General features: G+C 62.2%; 20 protein-coding genes. 6 read left to right on the top strand and 14 right to left on the bottom strand.

The window, feature by feature from the left end; genetic code table 11:
* Positions 1–196 precede the first annotated feature (196 nt).
* Positions 197–1,483 carry a phosphate regulon sensor histidine kinase PhoR gene (gene phoR / locus HBO05_RS19610; RefSeq protein WP_178123956.1) on the bottom strand — a complete coding sequence of 429 codons (1,287 nt, stop codon included), beginning with the start codon at positions 1,481–1,483 and terminating at the stop codon, positions 197–199.
* An 81-nt stretch (positions 1,484–1,564) separates the two neighbouring features.
* Positions 1,565–2,254: a phosphate regulon transcriptional regulator PhoB gene (phoB, locus tag HBO05_RS19605; protein ID WP_003176964.1), complete on the bottom strand. Its 690-nt coding sequence runs from the start codon at positions 2,252–2,254 to the stop codon at positions 1,565–1,567.
* A gap of 152 nt (positions 2,255–2,406) precedes the next feature.
* Here phoB and HBO05_RS19600 point away from each other — a divergent pair, with 152 nt between their 5' ends.
* Positions 2,407–2,823, top strand: a complete 417-nt coding sequence (locus HBO05_RS19600) for a hypothetical protein (protein WP_262381432.1) — start codon at positions 2,407–2,409, stop codon at positions 2,821–2,823.
* On the opposite strand, the gene ubiA is transcribed toward HBO05_RS19600, so the two are convergent.
* Positions 2,808–3,698, bottom strand: coding sequence for a 4-hydroxybenzoate octaprenyltransferase (gene ubiA, locus HBO05_RS19595; protein WP_169955426.1), 891 nt, complete (start codon positions 3,696–3,698; stop codon positions 2,808–2,810). The genes HBO05_RS19600 and ubiA overlap by 16 nt on opposite strands.
* Positions 3,698–4,261 carry a chorismate lyase gene (locus HBO05_RS19590; RefSeq protein WP_169955425.1) on the bottom strand — a complete coding sequence of 188 codons (564 nt, stop codon included), beginning with the start codon at positions 4,259–4,261 and terminating at the stop codon, positions 3,698–3,700. The genes ubiA and HBO05_RS19590 overlap by 1 nt, the downstream gene beginning before the upstream one ends.
* A gap of 196 nt (positions 4,262–4,457) precedes the next feature.
* On the opposite strand from HBO05_RS19590, the gene HBO05_RS19585 reads away from it, so the two are divergent.
* The 4 genes from HBO05_RS19585 (at position 4,458) to HBO05_RS19570 (ending at position 6,942) form a co-directional block, all read left to right on the top strand.
* Complete coding sequence (locus tag HBO05_RS19585) at positions 4,458–4,625, top strand: rubredoxin (protein ID WP_003213373.1); 168 nt, start codon at positions 4,458–4,460, stop codon at positions 4,623–4,625.
* 38 nt (positions 4,626–4,663) lie between these two features.
* Positions 4,664–5,812, top strand: a complete 1,149-nt coding sequence (locus HBO05_RS19580; RefSeq protein WP_172313767.1) for an FAD-dependent oxidoreductase — start codon at positions 4,664–4,666, stop codon at positions 5,810–5,812.
* Between the two features lie 190 nt (positions 5,813–6,002).
* Entirely contained in the window at positions 6,003–6,278 is a 276-nt protein-coding gene (locus HBO05_RS19575) for an HU family DNA-binding protein (protein WP_003213368.1), read from the top strand.
* A 286-nt stretch (positions 6,279–6,564) separates the two neighbouring features.
* On the top strand, positions 6,565–6,942 hold the full coding sequence (locus HBO05_RS19570; protein WP_029289848.1) for a hypothetical protein: 378 nt from the start codon (positions 6,565–6,567) through the stop codon (positions 6,940–6,942).
* 33 nt (positions 6,943–6,975) lie between these two features.
* Here the strand turns inward: HBO05_RS19570 and HBO05_RS19565 are convergent, their stop codons facing one another.
* The 6 genes from HBO05_RS19565 to exbB all read right to left on the bottom strand — a co-directional run bounded on the left by HBO05_RS19565 (position 6,976) and on the right by exbB (position 13,907).
* Positions 6,976–8,376 (bottom strand): aminoacyl-tRNA deacylase and HDOD domain-containing protein, encoded by a 1,401-nt coding sequence (locus tag HBO05_RS19565; RefSeq protein WP_170058893.1) that lies wholly within the window; start codon positions 8,374–8,376, stop codon positions 6,976–6,978.
* Positions 8,377–8,478: 102 nt separating this feature from the next.
* Positions 8,479–10,554: an ATP-dependent DNA helicase RecG gene (gene recG, locus HBO05_RS19560; RefSeq protein ID WP_057961010.1), complete on the bottom strand. Its 2,076-nt coding sequence runs from the start codon at positions 10,552–10,554 to the stop codon at positions 8,479–8,481.
* Between the two features lie 7 nt (positions 10,555–10,561).
* On the bottom strand, positions 10,562–11,482 hold the full coding sequence (locus tag HBO05_RS19555) for a hydrogen peroxide-inducible genes activator (protein WP_169955422.1): 921 nt from the start codon (positions 11,480–11,482) through the stop codon (positions 10,562–10,564).
* Positions 11,483–11,718: 236 nt separating this feature from the next.
* The gene (locus HBO05_RS19550; RefSeq protein ID WP_169955421.1) at positions 11,719–12,465 is read right to left on the bottom strand and encodes an energy transducer TonB; all 747 of its coding nucleotides are present in this window, start codon (positions 12,463–12,465) and stop codon (positions 11,719–11,721) included.
* Positions 12,462–12,887: a TonB system transport protein ExbD gene (gene exbD / locus HBO05_RS19545; RefSeq protein ID WP_029289838.1), complete on the bottom strand. Its 426-nt coding sequence runs from the start codon at positions 12,885–12,887 to the stop codon at positions 12,462–12,464. The genes HBO05_RS19550 and exbD overlap by 4 nt, the downstream gene beginning before the upstream one ends.
* 6 nt (positions 12,888–12,893) lie before the next feature.
* Positions 12,894–13,907 carry a tonB-system energizer ExbB gene (gene exbB, locus HBO05_RS19540; RefSeq protein WP_172313765.1) on the bottom strand — a complete coding sequence of 338 codons (1,014 nt, stop codon included), beginning with the start codon at positions 13,905–13,907 and terminating at the stop codon, positions 12,894–12,896.
* Positions 13,908–14,097: 190 nt separating this feature from the next.
* Between exbB and HBO05_RS19535 the strand changes: the two genes are divergently transcribed.
* Entirely contained in the window at positions 14,098–14,949 is an 852-nt protein-coding gene (locus HBO05_RS19535; protein WP_172313763.1) for an NAD-dependent epimerase/dehydratase family protein, read from the top strand.
* Between the two features lie 101 nt (positions 14,950–15,050).
* On the opposite strand, the gene HBO05_RS19530 is transcribed toward HBO05_RS19535, so the two are convergent.
* The 4 genes from HBO05_RS19530 to spoT all read right to left on the bottom strand — a co-directional run bounded on the left by HBO05_RS19530 (position 15,051) and on the right by spoT (position 19,174).
* On the bottom strand, positions 15,051–15,785 hold the full coding sequence (locus HBO05_RS19530; protein ID WP_172313761.1) for a hypothetical protein: 735 nt from the start codon (positions 15,783–15,785) through the stop codon (positions 15,051–15,053).
* Positions 15,786–15,851: 66 nt separating this feature from the next.
* Positions 15,852–16,595 carry a hypothetical protein gene (locus tag HBO05_RS19525; protein ID WP_169955417.1) on the bottom strand — a complete coding sequence of 248 codons (744 nt, stop codon included), beginning with the start codon at positions 16,593–16,595 and terminating at the stop codon, positions 15,852–15,854.
* A gap of 55 nt (positions 16,596–16,650) precedes the next feature.
* Positions 16,651–17,031 (bottom strand): RidA family protein, encoded by a 381-nt coding sequence (locus HBO05_RS19520; RefSeq protein ID WP_025130815.1) that lies wholly within the window; start codon positions 17,029–17,031, stop codon positions 16,651–16,653.
* A gap of 37 nt (positions 17,032–17,068) precedes the next feature.
* On the bottom strand, positions 17,069–19,174 hold the full coding sequence (gene spoT, locus HBO05_RS19515) for a bifunctional GTP diphosphokinase/guanosine-3',5'-bis pyrophosphate 3'-pyrophosphohydrolase (protein ID WP_032856810.1): 2,106 nt from the start codon (positions 19,172–19,174) through the stop codon (positions 17,069–17,071).
* Positions 19,175–19,227 lie beyond the last annotated feature (53 nt).

Genomic DNA, 19,227 nt, shown 5'->3' with positions numbered 1-19,227 from the left:
CAAGTCAGGCAATGTAGCGGCTGAAGGGGCGCTTGCCTAGTGGCGGCTGCCGGGTGGATCCGTGAATGCCTGCTGCATTGGGCTTATGTGGGAGCTGGCTTGCCTGCGATGCAGGCGCCTAGGTCTTACAGATGCACCGAGGTGATGCTATCGCAGGCAAGCCAGCTCCCACAGGAGGGTGGGGGTTATTTTCAGATTAATCCTTCGTCGCGATTGCTTGCGAACGACTGACTTGCGTCGGCGCAAAGTGGCAGGTAAAGGTGCTGCCGTGGCCCAGGACGCTGCTGATTTCCAGGCGGGCCCGATGGCGCAACAGCACGTGCTTGACGATCGCCAAGCCCAGCCCCGTACCGCCGGTGTTGGAGTTGCGGCTGGAGTCGACGCGGTAGAAACGCTCGGTCAGGCGTGGCAGGTGTTTGCTGTCGATACCAATCCCCGAATCCTGCACGCTCAGGTGCGCCCCCTGCTGATCGGCCCACCAGTGGATGCGGATCGTGCCTTTGTCCTGGGTGTACTTCACAGCGTTGAACACCAGGTTGGAAAAAGCACTGCGCAATTCGCCCTCGCTGCCCTTGAGCAGCACCGACGGGTCGGCTTCCAGGGTAATGATCTGGCCGCGCTCGCCGGACAGGGCCTGGGCATCGTTTTTGATGGTCTGCAGCAGGCTCTGTACGGCCACGGGGTGGTTGTCCGAGGGGTAGTCGGTGGCTTCCAGCTTGGCCAGCAGCAGCAGGTCGTTGAGCAGGGTCTGCATGCGTGAGCCCTGTTGCTGCATCTGCTGCAAGGCACGGTTCCAGCGCGGGTTGACGCCTTCGACGTTGTCCAGCAGCGTCTCCAGGTAGCCACAGATCACCGTCAGCGGCGTACGCAATTCGTGGGAGACGTTGGCGACGAAATCCTTGCGCATCTGTTCCAACTGATGGATGCGGGTGACGTCGCGCACCAGCATCAAGTGTTCATTGTTGCCATAGCGCGTGAGGTACAGCTGGATGCGCACCCGATCGTTGGTGGGCGACGGGATTTCCAGGGCTTCTTCGTAGTTATCCTGCTCGAAGTATTCCTTGAAGCGCGGATGGCGTACCAGGTTGGTCACCGGCTGGCCGCTGTCCTGGGGCGTCTTGAGGCCCAGCAGGGTCTCGGCGGCGCGGTTCCACCATTCCAGGTTGCCGTCGCTGTCGAGCATGATCACCGCGTCCTTGAGCGCGGCCGTCGACTCCTGGACCCGGTCGATCACCGCTTGCAGGCGGCCCCGCACCCGCTGGTCGCGGCGTTGCAGGTGATAGATGCTGTCGAACACCTCGCCCCACAGGCCGTAGCCGTCGGGTGGTGCTTCGTCGGGTTTGTGCTGGCGCAGCCACTCGTGCAGGCGCAGCAATTGCTTGAGGGTCCAGCCCAGGTAGAGGCCCAGGCCGATGGCCAGGCTCCAGCCGTAGTAGCCGCTGATCAGGCCGACCAACAGGCAGCCGGTGACCAGCAGGAGCATGTGGCGGATCAGGGTGCCATGCCAGTTTTGGTTCACTTGAACATGCGTCCTTGTCGGCTGTTAAGTCTGGGAAGGGCTGGCTCAGCCTTTGGTGGAAAACCGATAGCCGGTACCGCGCACGGTTTGTACCAGATTCTCGTAGGCATCGCCCAAGGCTTTGCGCAGACGGCGGATATGCACGTCCACGGTGCGCTCCTCGACATACACATTGCCGCCCCACACCTGGTCCAGCAATTGCCCACGGGTGTAGGCGCGTTCCTGGTGGGTCATGAAGAACTGCAACAGGCGGTATTCGGTGGGGCCCATTTCGGCAGGCTTGCCGTCGATGGTCACGCGGTGGCTGATCGGGTCCAGCAGCAGGCCGCCGACTTCAATCGGCGCCTCGCCATCGGTCGGGCCGGCGCGGCGCAGCACGGCCTTCAGACGTGCAACGAGTTCCCGTGGGGAAAACGGCTTGGTGATGTAGTCATCGGCGCCCACTTCCAGGCCCTGGATCTTGTTGTCCTCTTCGCCCTTGGCGGTGAGCATGATGATCGGGATATCCCCGGTCAGCTCATCGCGCTTGAGGCGCCGGGCCAGCTCGATGCCAGAGGTGCCGGGCAGCATCCAGTCCAGCAGGATCAGGTCCGGCTTGCGGTCGACGATAATGGCGTGGGCCTGCTGGGAGTTCTCTGCCTCCAGGCAGTCATAGCCGGCCATTTCCAACGCAACGGCGATCATTTCGCGAATGGGCGCTTCGTCGTCAACGATCAGAATGCTCCTGCCAACCATGCTAAGTCCTCTTGTCATTTAACTGTCTTGCGCCGCATTAGATAACGGAATTATTGCAGTCGTGTGACAGTATTTTACTGGCCTGCGCAATCGGCCTAGTCCTGAACTACGCTTTGAGTCCGAATCCTGACAACCGCAAAAGGAAGGTTCTGATGACTCAAGGTATTTTTTCCTGGAAAGCCCTGCTGGTCACGGCGGCGTTGACGCTGCCGACACTGGCTGTCGCGGCGGACCCAGCCATGACTAAAGACGGGATGTTGGTGGACCACAAGGGCATGGCGCTCTATACCTTTGCCAAGGATGCCGACGGCAAGTCCAACTGCAACGACAAGTGCGCCACCAACTGGCCGCCGTTGAAGGCCGAGTCCACCGATAAACCGATGGGCAAGTGGACCGTCATCACCCGTGACGACAACACCAGCCAATGGGCCTATGACGGCAAGCCGCTGTATACCTTCATCGCCGACAAGAAGGCCGGCGATGGCGGCCCTGAAATCACCGCAGGGCTGCTGGCCTCATCGCCGGCAAGCCGGCTCCTACAAGCTACAGGGCATTATCGGAAGGCGTAGTCGGCCACAATCCCGAGAAAAATCGCCAACCCTGCCCAATGGTTGTGCAAAAACGCCTTGAAGCACTTCAACCGGTCCCGATCCCGGGTGTACCAGAACTCCCAGGCAAAACACCCCGCCGCCGCCACCAGCCCCAGGTGGAACCAGCCGCCCAGTTCGAAGCGTGAGCCCGCCAGTAGCAGGCAAAGCAGCGCCAGCCCCTGCAAGGTAAGGATGATGATCCGGTCGGCATCGCCAAACAGGATCGCGGTGGATTTGACGCCGATTTTCAGATCGTCATCGCGGTCGGTCATGGCGTAGTAGGTGTCGTAGGCCACGGTCCACAGCAGGTTGGCGATATACAGCAGCCACGCAATGGCCGGCAGGCTGCCGGTCTCGGCGGTAAACGCCATGGGCATGCCCCAGGAAAACGCCGCGCCGAGCACCACTTGCGGGTAATAGGTGTAGCGCTTCATGAAGGGGTAGCTGACGGCCAGAGCCAGGCCGCCCAGGGACAGCCAGATGGTGGCGGCATTGGTCAGGAGCACCAGCAGGAAGCTGATGGCCATCAGCACCGCAAAGAACACCAGGGCCTCTTTGGAGCTGATCTTGCCGCTGGCCAACGGGCGTTGCGCGGTGCGCTTCACGTGGCCGTCGACCTTGCGGTCCGCCCAGTCATTGATCACGCAACCGGCGGCACGGGTCAGGGTCACGCCCAACACAAAAATCACGATATTGCTCAACGATGGCGAGCCCTTGCCGGCAATCCACAGTGCCCACAGGGTGGGCCACAGCAGCAGATAGATGCCGATGGGCTTGTCCATCCGCGTCAGTTGCACAAAGTCCCAGGCCCGTGGGTTCAAGCGGTTCAGGGATTGGAGCAGGCGCTGGTACATCAGCAATCCTCCGCAGATTGCTGCACGGCTTGCCACAGGCTCGGCAGGAACACTTCCGCCACCAACACGCTCAACGCGCCGCGATCAAAGCGCGAGCGCCGCGCCCACAAGCCATTGGCCTGATCGGCCTGCGGCAGCCAGGCGCGTGGGTAGTGGCAGACCTCGATGGCCTGGCGGGTGAAGGCCTGGTCACAAAACAGCAACTCGCCCAGGGAACGACTGCCCAACTCATCCATATGCAAGCCATCGCCCTGCAAGGCACTGCGCGCCGCCACGCTGCGGGCGAACACCCAGGCCTGGCCGTGACCGCGCAAATACACCTCGCGTACCCAGCCAATACTGGCCGCTGGCAGGTCGAGGGCGGCGCATTCGTCGTCTCGCAGGGGCTGCCAGCCTTCGTACAGCGGCGTAACACTGAAACCATCGTTGGACAGGTGCGTCAGGCGGCGGGTCAGCGAGCCTTCATCGAACAGCCAGTCAAGGGCAGGGGGGGCGGGCAGAGGGCGCAGAAGGCTCTGATTCAGCCATTGGCAGGCATCGGGAACGGCAATCGAATGCGGCACGGGGAGTCATTATTGGCAGTTAATGAGGCGCCGAGCTTACCATGGCAGCCTGGATTGTTGCCGGCGTGTGCCGGGACATTGGGTCGAACATGCTTGCATCTGGGCGCCCCGATCAGTACAAAACGCCCTGAGCCGCACGGCAATGCTGGATCTATCGACCGTCGGCCAGTAAGCCTGGACCCTGAGGAAGCAAGTAATGAAGAAGTGGCAATGTGTAGTCTGTGGCCTGATCTATGACGAGAAGGACGGTTGGCCGGATGACGGGATCGCCCCAGGTACCCTGTGGCAGGACGTCCCGGAAGACTGGCTGTGCCCGGACTGCGGCGTCGGCAAAATGGATTTTGAAATGATCGAAATCGGTTGATTCGCTGAATTTAAGAAACGCACTACAAGGAGAATGGAATGAGCGCACCTGTCGTGATCATCGGTACGGGCTTGGCCGGTTACAACCTGGCTCGGGAGTTTCGCAAGCTCGACAGCGAAACCCCGCTGTTGCTGATCACCGCGGATGATGGGCGTTCCTACTCCAAGCCCATGCTCTCCACCGGTTTTGGCAAAAACAAGGATGCCGATGGCCTGAGCATGGCGACCCCTGGCGCCATGGCCGAGCAACTCAAGGCCGAGGTGCGCACCCATACCCGAATCAGTGGGATCGACCCTGGGCATAAGCGCCTGTGGATCGGCGAGGAGGCGGTGGCCTACCGCGACCTGATCCTGGCCTGGGGCGCCCAGACTGTGCAGGTGCCCGTCGAGGGCGATGCCGCTGAATTGATTTTCCCGATCAACGACCTGGAAGACTACGCGCGCTTTCGCCACGCCGCTGCCGGCAAGCGCCGGGTGTTGCTATTGGGTGCGGGCCTGATCGGCTGTGAATTTGCCAACGACCTGATCCTGGGCGGCTACACCATCGACCTGGTGGCACCGTGCGAGCAAGTCATGCCGACCCTGCTGCACCCGGCGGCGGCTGCAGCGGTGCAGGCCGGGTTGGAGGGCCTGGGCGCACGCTTCCACCTGGGTCCGGTGCTTAACCGCCTGCAACGCACGGCTGACGGCCTGGAAGCCCACCTGTCCGATGGCATGGTGATTGACTGTGACCTTGTGGTTTCCGCCATCGGCCTGCGCCCCCGGGTGGACCTGGCGGCTGCGGCCGGCCTGCAAATCAGCCGTGGGATCATGGTCGACCGCCACCTCAAGACCTCCCACGCCAATATCTACGCCCTGGGCGACTGCGCCGAGGTCGATGGCCTGAACCTGTTGTACGTCATGCCCCTGATGAGCTGCGCCCGCGCCCTGGCCCAGACCCTGGCGGGCAACGCCACGGCGGTCAACTACGGGCCGATGCCGGTCACGGTGAAAACCCCGGCGTGCCCACTGGTGGTCTCACCACCGCCACGGGGCACTGAAGGCGTGTGGAGTGTCGAAGGGCAGGGCGGCGACATCAAGGCCTTGTGCCGCGATGCCAGCGGTCGCCTGCTGGGCTATGCGCTTACCGGTACGGCAGTCATGGAAAAACTGGCCCTGAATAAGGAACTTCCGCCTCTGCTGGCGTAAATGCTGGTCGTTCTGTCGGGATAAGCACCTTTTTCCCCCTAGAAAGGTCGCCGCGAGACTGGCGCAGGCACCAATGGCATGCCATCCTCACTCCCGTCTGCCGCAGAGTAGAGCCTGCGGCGCCTTGGCGCTGCTCCAGCAGAGAGCAGCACGGACATAACAACAAAAAACCGTCAAAGAGGCTTCACCTATGCGTAAACCAGAACTCGCAGCCGCCATTGCAGAAAAAGCAGACCTGACCAAAGAACAGGCCAACCGCGTCCTCAACGCCGTTCTTGAAGAAATCACTGGCGCCTTGCACCGCAAGGACAGCGTCACCCTGGTTGGTTTCGGCACCTTCCTGCAGCGCCACCGTGGCGCCCGCACCGGCAAAAACCCGCAAACCGGCGAGCCGGTGAAAATCAAGGCGAGCAACACCGTAGCGTTCAAACCGGGCAAGTCGCTTAAAGACAGCGTCAACCCGTAAGCGCGGCACCGCCTCGAAGGGAGGCGTGGAGGTATGAAAAATGGGCACGCCGACTGGGTCGGGTGCCCATTTTTGTTGGGTCGCGTTCTTGGGCCACGACGGTCGTGTGGGTGGCGCTTGGAGTGACCGAGTGGGCACCGATGCCTTGCCCTGACGTTTGAGCCAAGTTGTTGCTATAAGCGGTAAACGCCAGCCGATCTCCGGCTAACGCGGGAGGTCGGTGGCGTTCCGCGCGCAAATCGTTAAACTGCTGCGGCCACCCAATAATTACACTGAGGCCGTGTGCATGAAATTTCGTTTTCTCCTGTGGGTGCTGGGCCTGATGATGGCCAAAGCCAGCCGCAACAACCCCGCGTTCCAGCAGCAGTTGGGTGACAAAGACCTGGCATTCCAGCTGCAGACCCTCGACGGCAAGGTCGCCCGCCACTTCATCGTCAAAGACCAGCGCATCACCAGTCGCTCGGGTGTACACCCGGAGCCTGCGTTCGCCATCGCCTTCAAAGACGCCGCCTATGGCTTCGCCACGATGCAGGCGAAGAACAAGCAACTGGCGTTTATGACGGGGATTCAGGACAAGTCGATCCAGATCAAGGGCAACCCGGCCCTGGTGATGTGGTTCCAGGGCTTGACCAAGTATTTGAAGCCGAAGAAAAAGAAGGCCTGAAAGACCGAGTTGCATTCATCGCAGGCACCAGCTTTACCCCTGGCTGAACTGCGACGCCAGTTCGCGCAACAACACCTCGGCATCCAACACCTTGCTCACCACGTCCTCAGCCTTGTCGCGGCTCAGACCCAGGCGCTCCAGCAGCTCGTCCGGAATCTCGGCCTCAGGCCCGGAGCCAATCCCCCGCCCGCGCAGCAAACGCACCGCCAGGCATACCAGGTTCGGGTATTCGGCGTATTGGCCGTCATAGCTCGGGTCGTGCTGGAAGCGCAGGGCCGTGGACAGCTCTTGCGGCATATCCCAGTAACGCATCAGCCAGGCGCCGATCTGTTCGCGGCTGATGCCCAGCAAGTGCTGCTCGATATAGCTGTGGCACAGGTGCGGGTTGACCTCCAGGTGCCGGCAGATCAGCGAGAAGTGCGGTGGGAAGACGTGGGCCAGTAACAGGTAACCAAAGTTGTGCAGCAGGCCCGCCAGGTAGGTCAGGCCGGCTTCCGGACGCTGGGCGCGGGGCATGGCGCGGGTCAGGCCTTCAATCACCGCAGCGGTGTAGATCGACTGGTGCCAGTAGGGCGTGGCCTGTTGCGGATGGTCCTTGGGCAGGCTCAGGGTCTTGCCCAGCGCCAGGCCCAGGGCCAGGTTGATCACCAGGTCGAAGCCCAGCACGCGCACAATCGCATCCTCTACCGAGCGGATCTTGCCCGGCGAGGCGTAGTACGGCGATGCCGCCCAGCTCACCACTTGGGCGGCCAGGGCCGGGTCGGTCTCGACCACGCCGGTGATGTCGTCGATGGTCGCGTTCGGGTCAACCCGCAGCTTGATGATCTTCTGCGCGGTGTCGGCCAGCGGCGGAATCTCGATGGTGGCTTCCAGCCTTTGCTGGATGCGGCGGGCGGTAAACGCCTGCATGGCCTGGGAGATTTCGTCGCGGTCATCGTTAGGGCGATCGAAGTTGGGCCGGATGCTGCTCAAGGGCTCGCCGAAGTTGGCGGCGCTGGCTTTGCTCAGCATGCGCTTGAAGTCATCGCTGGCGATTTCCAGCAGCACCGTGGCTTCGCCCGAGTGCACCAGCAGGGTCGGCTCGCGCAGCAGGCATTCTTCATACAGGCATGGCGAGCTGGTCAACGGCGGCAGGCCGGGCAGCAGGCTCAGGCTGTGTTTGCCGAGCATGCGCTCCAGGCGCTCCGGTGCGACGGCGGTGAGGTTGCGCCCGGTCAGTTCGGTAAGGCGATTGAGATCCAGCAACTGGCTCTGGGGGAACAGCACCATCAGGGCGCCCACCGCGTCATCGAGCAGTACCGCTTGAACCTTTCGGGCCGGGTTAAGGCCGGGGTGTTCGGTGACTTCCGTGTAGCTGATGGCGAGTTTCGCGAGCAGGTCCCGAATGACCGAGGGTGCGGTCGGCGGGGCTGTGGCGTGGGCAACTTCTGACATGGCCGGATCCAATTTCCTACATTTGCTTGGAGTATAACCAGCTTGGTTCGGCGGGGGGGTGTCTAACTGCGGTTTGTGATGGTGTCGGCTATCGGCGGTCTGTCAGACCTGGCCGTATTGCTGGCCGTGGCGCAGCCAGCGATCCAGCAGCGGGCTGACGTGGTGCGGCCAGCGTTCCAGCAGGGCCTGGGCGGCGTCGCGCACGGCGGGCAGCAGGTCGGCGTCGCGCATCAGGTCGGCCACTTTAAATTGCAGCAGGCCGGTCTGGCGGGTGCCGAGCATTTCGCCGGGGCCGCGCAGTTCCAGGTCTTTTTCGGCGATCACGAAGCCGTCGTTGGTCTCGCGCATGATCCCCAGGCGCTGGCGGCCAATCTGCGACAGCGGCGGATGGTAGAGCAGCACACAGTGGCTGGCGGCACTGCCCCGGCCGACACGACCGCGTAGCTGGTGCAGTTGCGCCAGGCCCAGGCGCTCGGGGTTTTCGATGATCATCAGGCTGGCGTTGGGCACATCCACGCCGACTTCGATGACTGTGGTGGCGACCAGCAATTGCAGGTTGCCGGCCTTGAACTCGGCCATCACTGCAGCTTTTTCCGCAGGCTTCATGCGCCCGTGGATCAGCCCGACCTTGAGCTCGCCCAGGGCGCTGGTGAGGTCTTCGTAGGTGGTTTCGGCCGCCTGGCAGGTCAGTTCTTCGGACTCTTCGATCAGCGTGCATACCCAATACGCCTGGCGCCCCTCGGCGCAGGCGCCGCGCACGCGCTCGATGACTTCGACGCGGCGGGTGTCGGTGACCAATACGGTGTTGACCGGGGTGCGGCCGGGCGGCAGCTCGTCGAGGATCGAGGTGTCGAGGTCGGCGTAGGCACTCATGGCCAATGTGCGTGGGATCGGGGTGGCCGTCATGATCAACTGGTGCGGATTCATCCGCCCGCCCACGCCCTTTTCGCGCAGGGCCAGGCGTTGCTGCACGCCAAAGCGGTGCTGTTCGTCGATGATCACCAGGGCCAGGTTCTTGAATTTCACTTCGTCCTGGAACAGCGCGTGGGTACCCACCACCATCGGTGCGCCGGCGGCGATCTGTTCCAGGGCGGCCGTGCGGTTCTTGCCCTTGAGCTTGCCCGCCAACCACGCCACTTCCAGGCCCAGGGGTTCGAGCCAGCGCTTGAAGGTGATGAAGTGCTGCTCGGCGAGGATCTCGGTCGGTGCCATCAACGCCACCTGGTAGCCGGCCTCCAGGGCCTGCAGCGCGGCCAGGGCCGCGACCACGGTCTTGCCAGCACCGACATCGCCCTGGATCAGGCGCAGCATTGGTTCTTTCTGACTCAGGTCGTAGGCAATTTCGTTGCCTACCCGCTGCTGCGCGCCGGTCGGCGCAAAGCCGAGGTTGGCCAGGTATTGCGCGGGCAGGCGCGTGGCTTTGGGCATCGCTGGCGCACGCAGGGAGCGCATGCTTTCGCGCAGGCGCTGCTGGGACAGTTGGTGGGTCAGCAACTCTTCAAAGGCCAGGCGATGCTGGGCCCAGTGATGACCCAGGGCCAGCTCATCGACATCGGCATCGGCCGGTGGATGGTGCAGATAGCGAATCGCATCCGCCAGGGGCGCCAACTGGTAGTCACGGGCCAGCTCCTGCGGGAGCCAATCGGGCAGGCTTTGCGGGCCGAGCAGGGTCAGGGTCTGCATGCACAGCTGGCGCAGGCGCTGTTGCGTCAGGCCCTCGGTGAGCGGGTAGATGGGAGTGAGGGTGGTGTCTACCGGCGGCGGTTCGTCGCCGGTAATGGCGCGGTATTCCGGATGGTAGATTTCCAGGCCCGAGGCGCCCGGGCGCGCTTCACCGTAGCAACGCACGCGAGTGCCGCGCTTGAGGCCTTCCTTTTGCGCGTTGCTGAAATGGTAGAAGCGCAGGCTCAGGCCACCGGTGCCGTCCTGCAGGCGCACCACCAGGCTGCGGCGCTTGCCCATCACTACATCGGCACCGCTGACGGTGCCTTCGACCACCGCGTCCTGCCCGGGGCGCAGATGGCCGATGGGCACTACGCGGGTGCGGTCCTGATAGCGCAGGGGCAGGTGAAAGAGCACGTCCTGGAGGTTTTCCAGGCCGACCTTGGCCAGCTTCTCGGCCATGGCTTCACCGACACCCTTGAGTGCCGTCACCGACACCTGCGACAACTCAGTCATACAAGGCTTAGCTCGCAGCGGGCGGCTTGGCCACCGAGCACAGGCGGATCGAGTCGGCGAGGATATCAATCGCTTTCGGGCGCGGGAAACTGGCCCGCCAGGCAATCGCCACGGTGCGGAACGGCACGGGCGGGGTGAGCGGACGCACTTCGATCACGCCGGCTGCATAGTGATGGCTGTCCACGGCCGACAGCGGCAGGATCGAGATGCCCAGGCCAGACGCCACCATATGGCGGATGGTCTCCAGGGAGCTGGATTCCACCGTGGTGTGCTTGGCGCCGTCGTTGCCCTTGGTCAGGGTCGGGCAGGCTTCCAGCACCTGGTCGCGGAAGCAATGGCCTTCACCGAGCAGCAGCAGGCTCTTGTCGTTGAGCAGGCCGGCGTCGATCGTGTCTTTTTGCGTCCACGGGTGGGAGGCGGGCATCAGCACGTAGAACGGCTCGTCATAGAGTGGCAACGTCAGCACGTCGGCTTCGTTGAACGGCAGGGCGATGATGATCGCGTCCAACTCACCGTTGCGCAGTTTGTCGCGCAGTACGTGGGTGAAGTTTTCCTCGATATACAGCGGCATCTGCGGCGCAACGCGATGCAGTTGCGGGATCAGGTGTGGGAACAGGTACGGGCCGACGGTGTAGATCGCGCCGACTTTCAGCGGGGCGGTCAGCTGGTTCTTGCCGGCCTGGGCCAGCTCACGAATGCTTTGGGCCTGCTCCAGTACCTTCTGGGCCTGGGCCACAATGCCTTCGCCTACCGGAGTGAGGCGCACGGCGCTCTTGCTGCGCTCGAAAATCAGCACACCGAGTTCGTCTTCAAGCTTCTTCACACCCACCGACAGCGTCGGCTGGCTGACATGGCAACGTTCGGCGGCATGGCCGAAGTGTTGCTCTTGGGCGAGGGTCACGATGTAGCGTAATTCTGTAAGAGTCATAGCGGGCGTCCATGAGGTTGCGGGCCAAGCATACCGGCTGCAATCGATAGGCGCACGTTATCAGAACTAGATTGGGGATTGAGCGGTTTGTGCGGGGGATTTTGCTTAATGGCGTTGGCGGCTTTGTGTGGGGGTGGGCTTGTTCGCGATGGCGGTGTGTCAGTCATTGTGGATGTTGACTGTTACACCGTCATCGCGGGCAAGCCCGCTCCCACACAAGCCCGCTCCCACAGGGGTTAGCGGCGACGCTTCTCGATGTTGTAGACAAACGGCGCAACGATTTCGATGCTGCCGTTTTTCAACATGTCGGCCGGTGGCTTGGGCAGCGGCTGGGCACGACGGATCATCTCCAGAGTGGCGCGGTCCAGGTCGGCGTTGCCGGAACGGCCCACCAATTCATAAGACAGCACCTTGCCTTCGGCATCCACCACGAACCGCAAGCGGTTCAAGCCTTCCTTGCCACGGGCCTGGGCGCCTGGCGGGTACTTCTTGTATTTCGCCAGGTGACCGAGCAGCGTGCTTTCCCAGGTGGCCTTGGCCGCGACTTGCGCCGGCGAAGGGCCGGGTTGCGGTTGGGCCGACTTTTCCGAAGGCGCGTTGTTCTGAGGGCTTTCGCTCGGCGGGTCCTCGGAAGGTTTTTCCTTGGGCTGCTCGACCTTTTTCTCAGGCTTGGGCGGCTGCGGCTTGGGCTTTGGCTTGACCGGCTTGGGCACGGAAATCGTCGGCTTGGGTGCCTCGGCCAGTTTCGGCAAGGGCAACTCTTCCACCGGCGCCGGCGGTTGCGGCGGCGTCACCACCTTCGGCGGGGCCGGAGGCGGTGGTGCCGGCATCGGCGCCAGGTCGATGACCATGGCCGCCGGTGGCAACTGCACCATATGGGGTGCCGACCATTGGTACGCGAGGATGATCGCGACGGCGTGGACGCCCAGCACGACGGCGAGGCTGGTGCCATAACGCGTCAGTTTGTGGCGCGTCGTGATCATTTTTTGGCTGCCGTCTCAAGTCCGACCAGACCGACCTTGAGGTAGCCGGCCGCCCGCAGGGCATCCATCACGCTCATCAGGTCGCCGTAGTCCACGCCTTTGTCGGCTTGGAAGAAGATCGTCGTGTCTTTCTTGCCCTGGGTCCGCGCGTCGAGCACCGCACCCAGGGTTTCGGATTTGACTTCTTCTTCGCCCAGGAACAGGCGCTGGTCAGCCTTGACGCTGAGGAACACCGGTTTCTCCGGCCGCGGCGCAGGTTTCGCGCTGGAGGCGGGGAGGTCGACCTTGATGTCCACCGTGGCCAAGGGTGCTGCCACCATGAAGATGATCAGCAGCACCAGCATCACGTCGATAAACGGCGTGACGTTGATTTCGTGGTTCTCGACGAGCTCGTCGTCGCCTTGATTCAAATGCAGGCCCATGGCCGATTACCCCACTTTCACCATGTGCGGTTGCGAGCTGCGCTCGGTAGGCAGGTGATCGAGGTCACGGCTGACCAGCAACAGGACTTCTGCCGAAGCATCCGACACCTGGGCCTTGTAGCCGGCGATCGAGCGGGCGAACACGTTGTAGATCACCACCGCCGGAATCGCGGCGACCAGGCCCAGGGCGGTTGCCAGCAGGGCTTCGGCGATGCCTGGGGCAACGACGGCGAGGTTGGTGGTCTGGGTCTTGGCGATGCCGATGAAGCTGTTCATGATGCCCCACACGGTACCGAACAGACCGACGAACGGTGCGGTAGAACCGATGGTTGCCAGCACGCCGGTGCCGTTGCTCATGTTGCGACCGCAGGCCGCTACCAGGCGCTCCAGGCGGAAGCTCACGCGTTCCTTGATGCCTTCCTTTTCGCGGGTGTTGGCCGACAGGCGCATTTCTTCCAGCGCGTCGTGCACCAAGAGATGCGCCAGGGTGCCCTTGATGGCCGCGCTTTCGCTGGCTTCTTTAAGGGTGGTGGCTTTTTTCAGGTTGACGATTTCAGTGCGCAGGCGGCGTTTGGCGCCCAGCAGTTCGAAGCCTTTGGCGATCCAGATGGTCCAGGTGATGATCGAGGCGATAGCCAGGCCGACCATCACGATCTTCACGATGATGTCGGCGTTCTGGTACATGCCCCACGGCGACAGGTCGTGGGCCATGCCCAGGGTGTTGTCTTCTTCCAGGACCACGCCGGTTTCATCTTGTGGGGTAACACCTTCGGCTGCGACCGGGTCGGTGGCCGCAGGTGCGGCAGCCGGTGCGCCGGGAGCGGCGGCGTTTTGCTCAGGTGCTGGGGCTGCAGCCGGGGCTGGTGCAGCGGCGGCAGGCGGGGTGGCCGGTGCCGTGGCATCGGCGAACGCGGCGGTCGGAGCCAGCAGGACGCTGAGCAGCAACGCAGTTATCGCGCGCCAGGCGCGGGACGGGCTGTGAGGCTTGGTTGGCGAAGCGGGGAGGTTATTGCGTGTCATGCTGGCCGGACCTGAGAGGAAAAAATAAGGGATTGCCCTGCCAGGCCGCAAAAGGGCCGAGGACAAATGGGCCGTTATTATTGCAAGTAATTCTTGTTAACAGAAGTAATACAGTAACTTTATTTGTGCTTTTTCTGGCCGCTGGTCACCTGCGAGGGCTAATCTAGACCTTTGAGAACGGAGTTTTGTGATGTCTGCGCCTTCTGTGGTGATTGCCGGTTGTGGTGATGTAGGTAATCGGCTGGCGAGTCAATTGCTGGTCGCGGGATGGGAGGTGCATGGCCTGCGACGCAATGTCTCGCGCCTGCCGGAAGGGGTGATTGGCATTGCCGGCGACCTGTTCAAAAAGGACTGCCCCGACACCTGGCCGATTGGTGGCGTGGACTACCTGGTGTACTGCGCGGCTGCGACCGACCACGATGAAGCGGGCTATCGCAAAGCCTATGTCGAAGGTTTGCAGCATGTGCTGGAGTGGCTCGATGACTATGGTCAGCAGCCCAAGCACCTGCTGTTTGTGTCCAGTAGCAGCGTCTACGGCCAGCAAAATGGTGAATGGGTCGATGAAACCTCGCCCACCCATGCCGTTGGGTACTCCGGGCAGGTGATGCTGGAAGCCGAGCAAGTGGCATTGGACAGCGGTATCCCGGCCACGACTGTACGCTTGACCGGTATCTATGGTCCTGGTCGCGAGTGGTTGTTGAGCCAGGTGCGCCAAGGCTATCGCGTGGCGGTTGAGCCACCTTTATATGGCAACCGCATCCACGTCGATGATGCGGCAGGGCTGCTGGCCTTTTTGCTGCTGCATGTGGAGCAGGGCGGTACGTTGGACAAGGTCTACATTGGTGTCGACAACGCGCCTGCGCCGCTGGCCGAAGTCGTGGATTGGCTGCGCGAGTACCTTGGGGTCACCGAGTGGGCCGAAGACGCCAGCGTGCGGCGTGCGGGCAGCAAGCAGTGCAGCAATGCGCGAGCCAAGGCGCTGGGCTGGACGCCAACCTATCCAAGCTACCGCGAAGGCTACGCCGCTATCCTCAAGGGCTGACCTCTCCTGTGGGAGCCGGGCTTGCCTGCGATGCAGGCAGCTCGGTGTGTCAGTGAAACAGAGGTGATGCTATTGCAGGCAAGCCAGCTCCCACAGTGGTCTTACTGTTTTTCCAGCAGCCACTGGCGCTGCCCAGGGCTCAACTGAGGAATTTCGTCTGGCCTGGAATGATTGATCGCCTGGAAAATTTCCAGCGTGTTGCCGTTGCGCACGAAAATCCAACTATCCCCCGCGTCGCCTTTGCCCAGGTACAGGGTGTCATTGCCGGCGCCTTGAGTGGCGCAGTCCCCGCCCAGGCACAATTCGTATCGGTCATTCTTTCCCAGGCCCGACAGGTTGCCATGCGCATTGAACACTACGGTGCCGCCGGCGCCCTCGCCCTCAAGGATTTTCCACGGGCCACCCATGTAAGCTGAGTTCAGTGCCTGCCGGAATGTACTCCCCCATTGCGCACCCTCCGTGGTCGATGGGTGGGCACGCTGGAACACCTGGCCGGGCAGATCCTTGCGAGGCAGTTGGAGCAGTTGCTGATCCTTTAATTGCAGTTCGTCACGGCCATGGCCGTTGTGATCGACGGTCCATGCGCCAGGTGCTTTTGGCAGGAGTTGGCCTTCATCTACCTCAAAGGCACTGCTGGCATGAGCTTGGCCGGTGCGGGTGTCGACATTCCACTCCAGGTTCCTACCGTTGGCTTGCAGGCTGTTGAGCAGCGGCCGGCCCTGGGCGGCGGCATCGATGGCGGCCTGGTTGATCCAGATCCCGCTGATGGCGACGGGTTGCGATACGTGGGTGCAGCCGCCCAGCAAGGCCAGGCCAATGAGGAGTGGTTTGAACATGGCGTAGTCCGAGGCAAAGCATTGCAGGCTAAAGAAAAAGGAGCCCGTAGGCTCCTTTGTTTCGTATCACTGTTTTTCCAGTAGCCACTGACGCGGCCCGGGGGTGAACGAAGGCACTTCGTCGGCCTGTGATGTATTGATCGCCTGGAAAATCTCCAGTTGCTTGTCGTTGCGACTGAAGATCCACGGGTTGCCCTGGCCGCCTTGTTGCAGCCAGATGCTGTCGTAGCCACCACTCATGGAGGCGCAATCGCCTGCCAGGCACAGTGAATACTGGTCGGCACCCGGCAGGCCGGTAACCTGGCCGTTGGCCTGGAACTGTACGGTCTCGCCCAGGCCGCTGCCGCTGGTGATTTTCCAACTGCCGCCCATGTAGGCCGCGTACAGCGCCCGTTCGAAGTTGGCACCCAGCGGTGCGCCTTCAGGGGCAGGGTCCTTGGGGCGATCAAAGAGCTGTTCGGGCTCGTTGTCGTTGGCCACTTGCAGCAGCTGTTTGCCCTTGCGCTTGAGTTCGGTGGTCGAGCTGCCGTAGAAATCAACGTTCCAGGTGCCGGACTTTTCGCCGGCCAGGGTGCCTTCAGGGCGTTCAAAGCCGTTGAAGTAGCGCGCCTGGTTGGCCCGGGTGTTGACCTCCCATTCGAGGTTCGGGCCGTAGGCTTGCAGGGCTTCACGCAAAGGGCCGCCCTTGGACGCCGCATCGATGGCAACCTGGTTGATCCAGGTACCGCTCACATCCCGGGTGGCAGGACTGCTGGCGCAGCCGCCAAGAAGAAGGGCCAGCAGCGTGGAGGCAACGAGCGCTTTGCGCATTACGAAATCCTTTTAAAACGAAGTCGGCGCAACCCCGTGGGTTGCGCCGAATGTATTACTCGATGACCAGAATCGCGTCCATCTCAACCTGGGAACCCTTGGGCAGGGCGGCAACGCCAATGGCGGCGCGGGCTGGGTAGGGTTGTTCGAAGTACTTGCCCATGATCTCGTTGACCTTGGCGAAGTGGCTGAGGTCGGTGAGGAAGATGTTCAGCTTGACGATGTCCTTGAACGAACCACCTGCTGCTTCAGCTACCGATTTGAGGTTCTCGAAGACTTGTACGGTCTGGGCTTCAAAGCCTTCAACCAGTTCCATGGTCTTTGGGTCCAGTGGGATCTGGCCGGACATGTAGACGGTGTTGCCCGCCTTGATCGCCTGGGAATAAGTACCGATGGCAGCAGGTGCCTTGTCGCTGGTGATAACAGTCTTGGTCATGAATGACTCCTTGTAATGTCCGGGCTATAGGGGGGTGTTATGCGCGCATGCGAGTGATGCGGATAACCCCGGTCAGGGCACGCAGTTTCTTGATCACACGGGCCAAGTGCACGCGGTCGTGCACGCTGACCACCAGTTGGACCACGCTGATGCGACCATCGCGTTCGTCCATGCTGATTTTTTCGATATTACCGTCGGCCGCGTTGACACTGCTGGCCAGCAGGGCGATCAGGCCGCGCTGGTGCTCCAGCTCCACCCGCAGCTCGACGTTGAATTCGCCGGTCACATCCTTGGCCCATGACAGCTGGATGCATTTTTCCGGGTTGTGGCGGATTTCGCTGATATTGCGGCAGTTGTCCAGGTGCACCACCATGCCTTTGCCGGCGGACAGGTGCCCGACAATCGGGTCGCCCGGGATTGGCGTACAGCATTTGGCGTAGCTCAGCACCAGGCCTTCGGTGCCACGAATGGCCAGCGGGCCTTCGGGGCTCGGCAGTTGCTCGCCTTCGCCCAGCAGGCGACGGGCGACGACGTAGGCCATGCGGTTGCCCAGGCCGATATCTTCGAGCAGGTCTTCGATGGTTTCCTGGCGGTACTCGTGGAGGATCGCCTGCACGCGCTCGGCGGGAATCTTCTCCAGGGAGCTGTCGAAACCGTTGAGCACCTTGTTCAGCAGGCGTTCGCCCAGGCTGATGGACTCGGAGCGACGTTGCAGCTTCAGCGCGTGGCGGATATGGGTGCGAGCCTTGCCGGTGACCACGAAGTTGAGCCACGCCGGATTCGGCCGGGCCCCCGGCGCGCTGACGATTTCCACGGTGGAACCGCTTTGCAGCGGTTCCGACAGTGGGGCCAGGCGACGGTTGATCCGGCAGGCAATGCAGCTGTTACCGACGTCGGTGTGAACCGCGTAGGCAAAGTCGACCGCCGTGGAGCCCTTGGGCAGCTCCATGATCCGGCCTTTGGGCGTGAACACGTAGACCTCGTCCGGGAACAGGTCGATCTTCACGCTTTCGATAAATTCCAGGGAGTTGCCGGCACGTTGTTGCATTTCCAGCACGCCCTTGACCCACTGGCGGGCGCGGGCATGGGTGCCTTTGGGCTGCTCGTCGCCGCTGGACTTGTACAGCCAATGGGCGGCGATGCCGTTGTTGGCCATCTCTTCCATTTCCCGGGTGCGGATCTGGATCTCGATCGGCACCCCATGCATACCGAACAGCGTGGTATGCAGCGACTGATAGCCGTTGGCCTTGGGGATCGCGATGTAGTCCTTGAAGCGGCCTGGCAGGGGTTTGTACAAATTATGTACAGCGCCCAGCACGCGGTAGCAGGTATCGACCTTGTCGACGATGATCCGGAACGCATACACGTCCATGATCTCGTTGAAGGCCCGGCGCTTGCCGCGCATCTTCTTGTAGATGCCGTAGATATGCTTCTGCCGCCCGCTGACTTCGCCTTCAATCTCGTCGATTGCCAGGCAATGGCTCAGGGACTCTTCGATCTTGTTGACGATTTCCTTGCGATTGCCCCGGGCGCGCTTGACCGCCTGGTAGATACGCGCTGAGCGCATCGGGTGCATCGCCTTGAAACCAAGGTCTTCGAATTCGATACGAATGGCATGCATGCCCAGCCGGTTGGCGATGGGCGCGTAGATTTCCAGGGTTTCCTTGGCAATGCGCCGGCGTTTCTCGCCGGACAGCACTTCCAGCGTGCGCATGTTGTGCAGCCGGTCGGCCAGTTTGACCAGGATCACCCGGATATCCCGGGCCATGGCCATGGCCATTTTCTGGAAGTTTTCCGCCTGGGCCTCGGCCTTGGTCTCGAAGTTCATCTGGGTCAGCTTGCTGACCCCGTCGACCAGGTCGGCCACGGTTTCGCCAAATTGCGCGCTGAGCGCTTCCTTGGCAATGCCGGTGTCTTCGATCACGTCATGCAGCATCGCGGCCATCAGGCTTTGATGGTCCATGTGCATGTCGGCAAGAATATTGGCCACCGCAAGAGGATGGGTGACATATGCCTCGCCGCTGCGGCGGCGTTGGCCGTCGTGGGCTTGTTCGGCGTAGAAATACGCTCGGCGGACCAGGTTGACCTGGTCGGTACCGAGGTAGGTCGATAAGCGATCGGCGAGGGCGTCTATGCTCGGCAAGGTATTAACTCCTGCCGAAGGCTTTGACCCCGCGCCGTGCTACGTCGACCAGG

Origin of the sequence: Pseudomonas sp. WS 5079 (assembly GCF_012985465.1) — a bacterium.
Taxonomy (GTDB): Bacteria; Pseudomonadota; Gammaproteobacteria; order Pseudomonadales; family Pseudomonadaceae; genus Aquipseudomonas.
Note: the sequence above shows the minus strand (reverse complement) of the source record. Positions and strands in the feature narration are given on the sequence as shown.

Bases quoted from the DNA above. Each gene is read 5' to 3' on its own strand.
- HBO05_RS19575 (WP_003213368.1), top strand. From the start codon at position 6,003: ATGCGTAAACCAGAACTCGCAGCCGCCATTGCAGAAAAAGCAGACCTG.
- ubiA (WP_169955426.1), bottom strand. From the start codon at position 3,698: ATGTACCAGCGCCTGCTCCAATCCCTGAACCGCTTGAACCCACGGGCC.
- HBO05_RS19565 (WP_170058893.1), bottom strand. From the start codon at position 8,376: ATGTCAGAAGTTGCCCACGCCACAGCCCCGCCGACCGCACCCTCGGTC.
- HBO05_RS19570 (WP_029289848.1), top strand. From the start codon at position 6,565: ATGAAATTTCGTTTTCTCCTGTGGGTGCTGGGCCTGATGATGGCCAAA.
- recG (WP_057961010.1), bottom strand. From the start codon at position 10,554: ATGACTGAGTTGTCGCAGGTGTCGGTGACGGCACTCAAGGGTGTCGGT.
- HBO05_RS19520 (WP_025130815.1), bottom strand. From the start codon at position 17,031: ATGACCAAGACTGTTATCACCAGCGACAAGGCACCTGCTGCCATCGGT.
- exbD (WP_029289838.1), bottom strand. From the start codon at position 12,887: ATGGGCCTGCATTTGAATCAAGGCGACGACGAGCTCGTCGAGAACCAC.
- HBO05_RS19600 (WP_262381432.1), top strand. From the start codon at position 2,407: ATGACTCAAGGTATTTTTTCCTGGAAAGCCCTGCTGGTCACGGCGGCG.
- phoB (WP_003176964.1), bottom strand. From the start codon at position 2,254: ATGGTTGGCAGGAGCATTCTGATCGTTGACGACGAAGCGCCCATTCGC.
- HBO05_RS19530 (WP_172313761.1), bottom strand. From the start codon at position 15,785: ATGTTCAAACCACTCCTCATTGGCCTGGCCTTGCTGGGCGGCTGCACC.
- HBO05_RS19535 (WP_172313763.1), top strand. From the start codon at position 14,098: ATGTCTGCGCCTTCTGTGGTGATTGCCGGTTGTGGTGATGTAGGTAAT.
- HBO05_RS19550 (WP_169955421.1), bottom strand. From the start codon at position 12,465: ATGATCACGACGCGCCACAAACTGACGCGTTATGGCACCAGCCTCGCC.
- HBO05_RS19580 (WP_172313767.1), top strand. From the start codon at position 4,664: ATGAGCGCACCTGTCGTGATCATCGGTACGGGCTTGGCCGGTTACAAC.
- HBO05_RS19525 (WP_169955417.1), bottom strand. From the start codon at position 16,595: ATGCGCAAAGCGCTCGTTGCCTCCACGCTGCTGGCCCTTCTTCTTGGC.
- phoR (WP_178123956.1), bottom strand. From the start codon at position 1,483: ATGCTCCTGCTGGTCACCGGCTGCCTGTTGGTCGGCCTGATCAGCGGC.
- HBO05_RS19555 (WP_169955422.1), bottom strand. From the start codon at position 11,482: ATGACTCTTACAGAATTACGCTACATCGTGACCCTCGCCCAAGAGCAA.
- exbB (WP_172313765.1), bottom strand. From the start codon at position 13,907: ATGACACGCAATAACCTCCCCGCTTCGCCAACCAAGCCTCACAGCCCG.
- HBO05_RS19585 (WP_003213373.1), top strand. From the start codon at position 4,458: ATGAAGAAGTGGCAATGTGTAGTCTGTGGCCTGATCTATGACGAGAAG.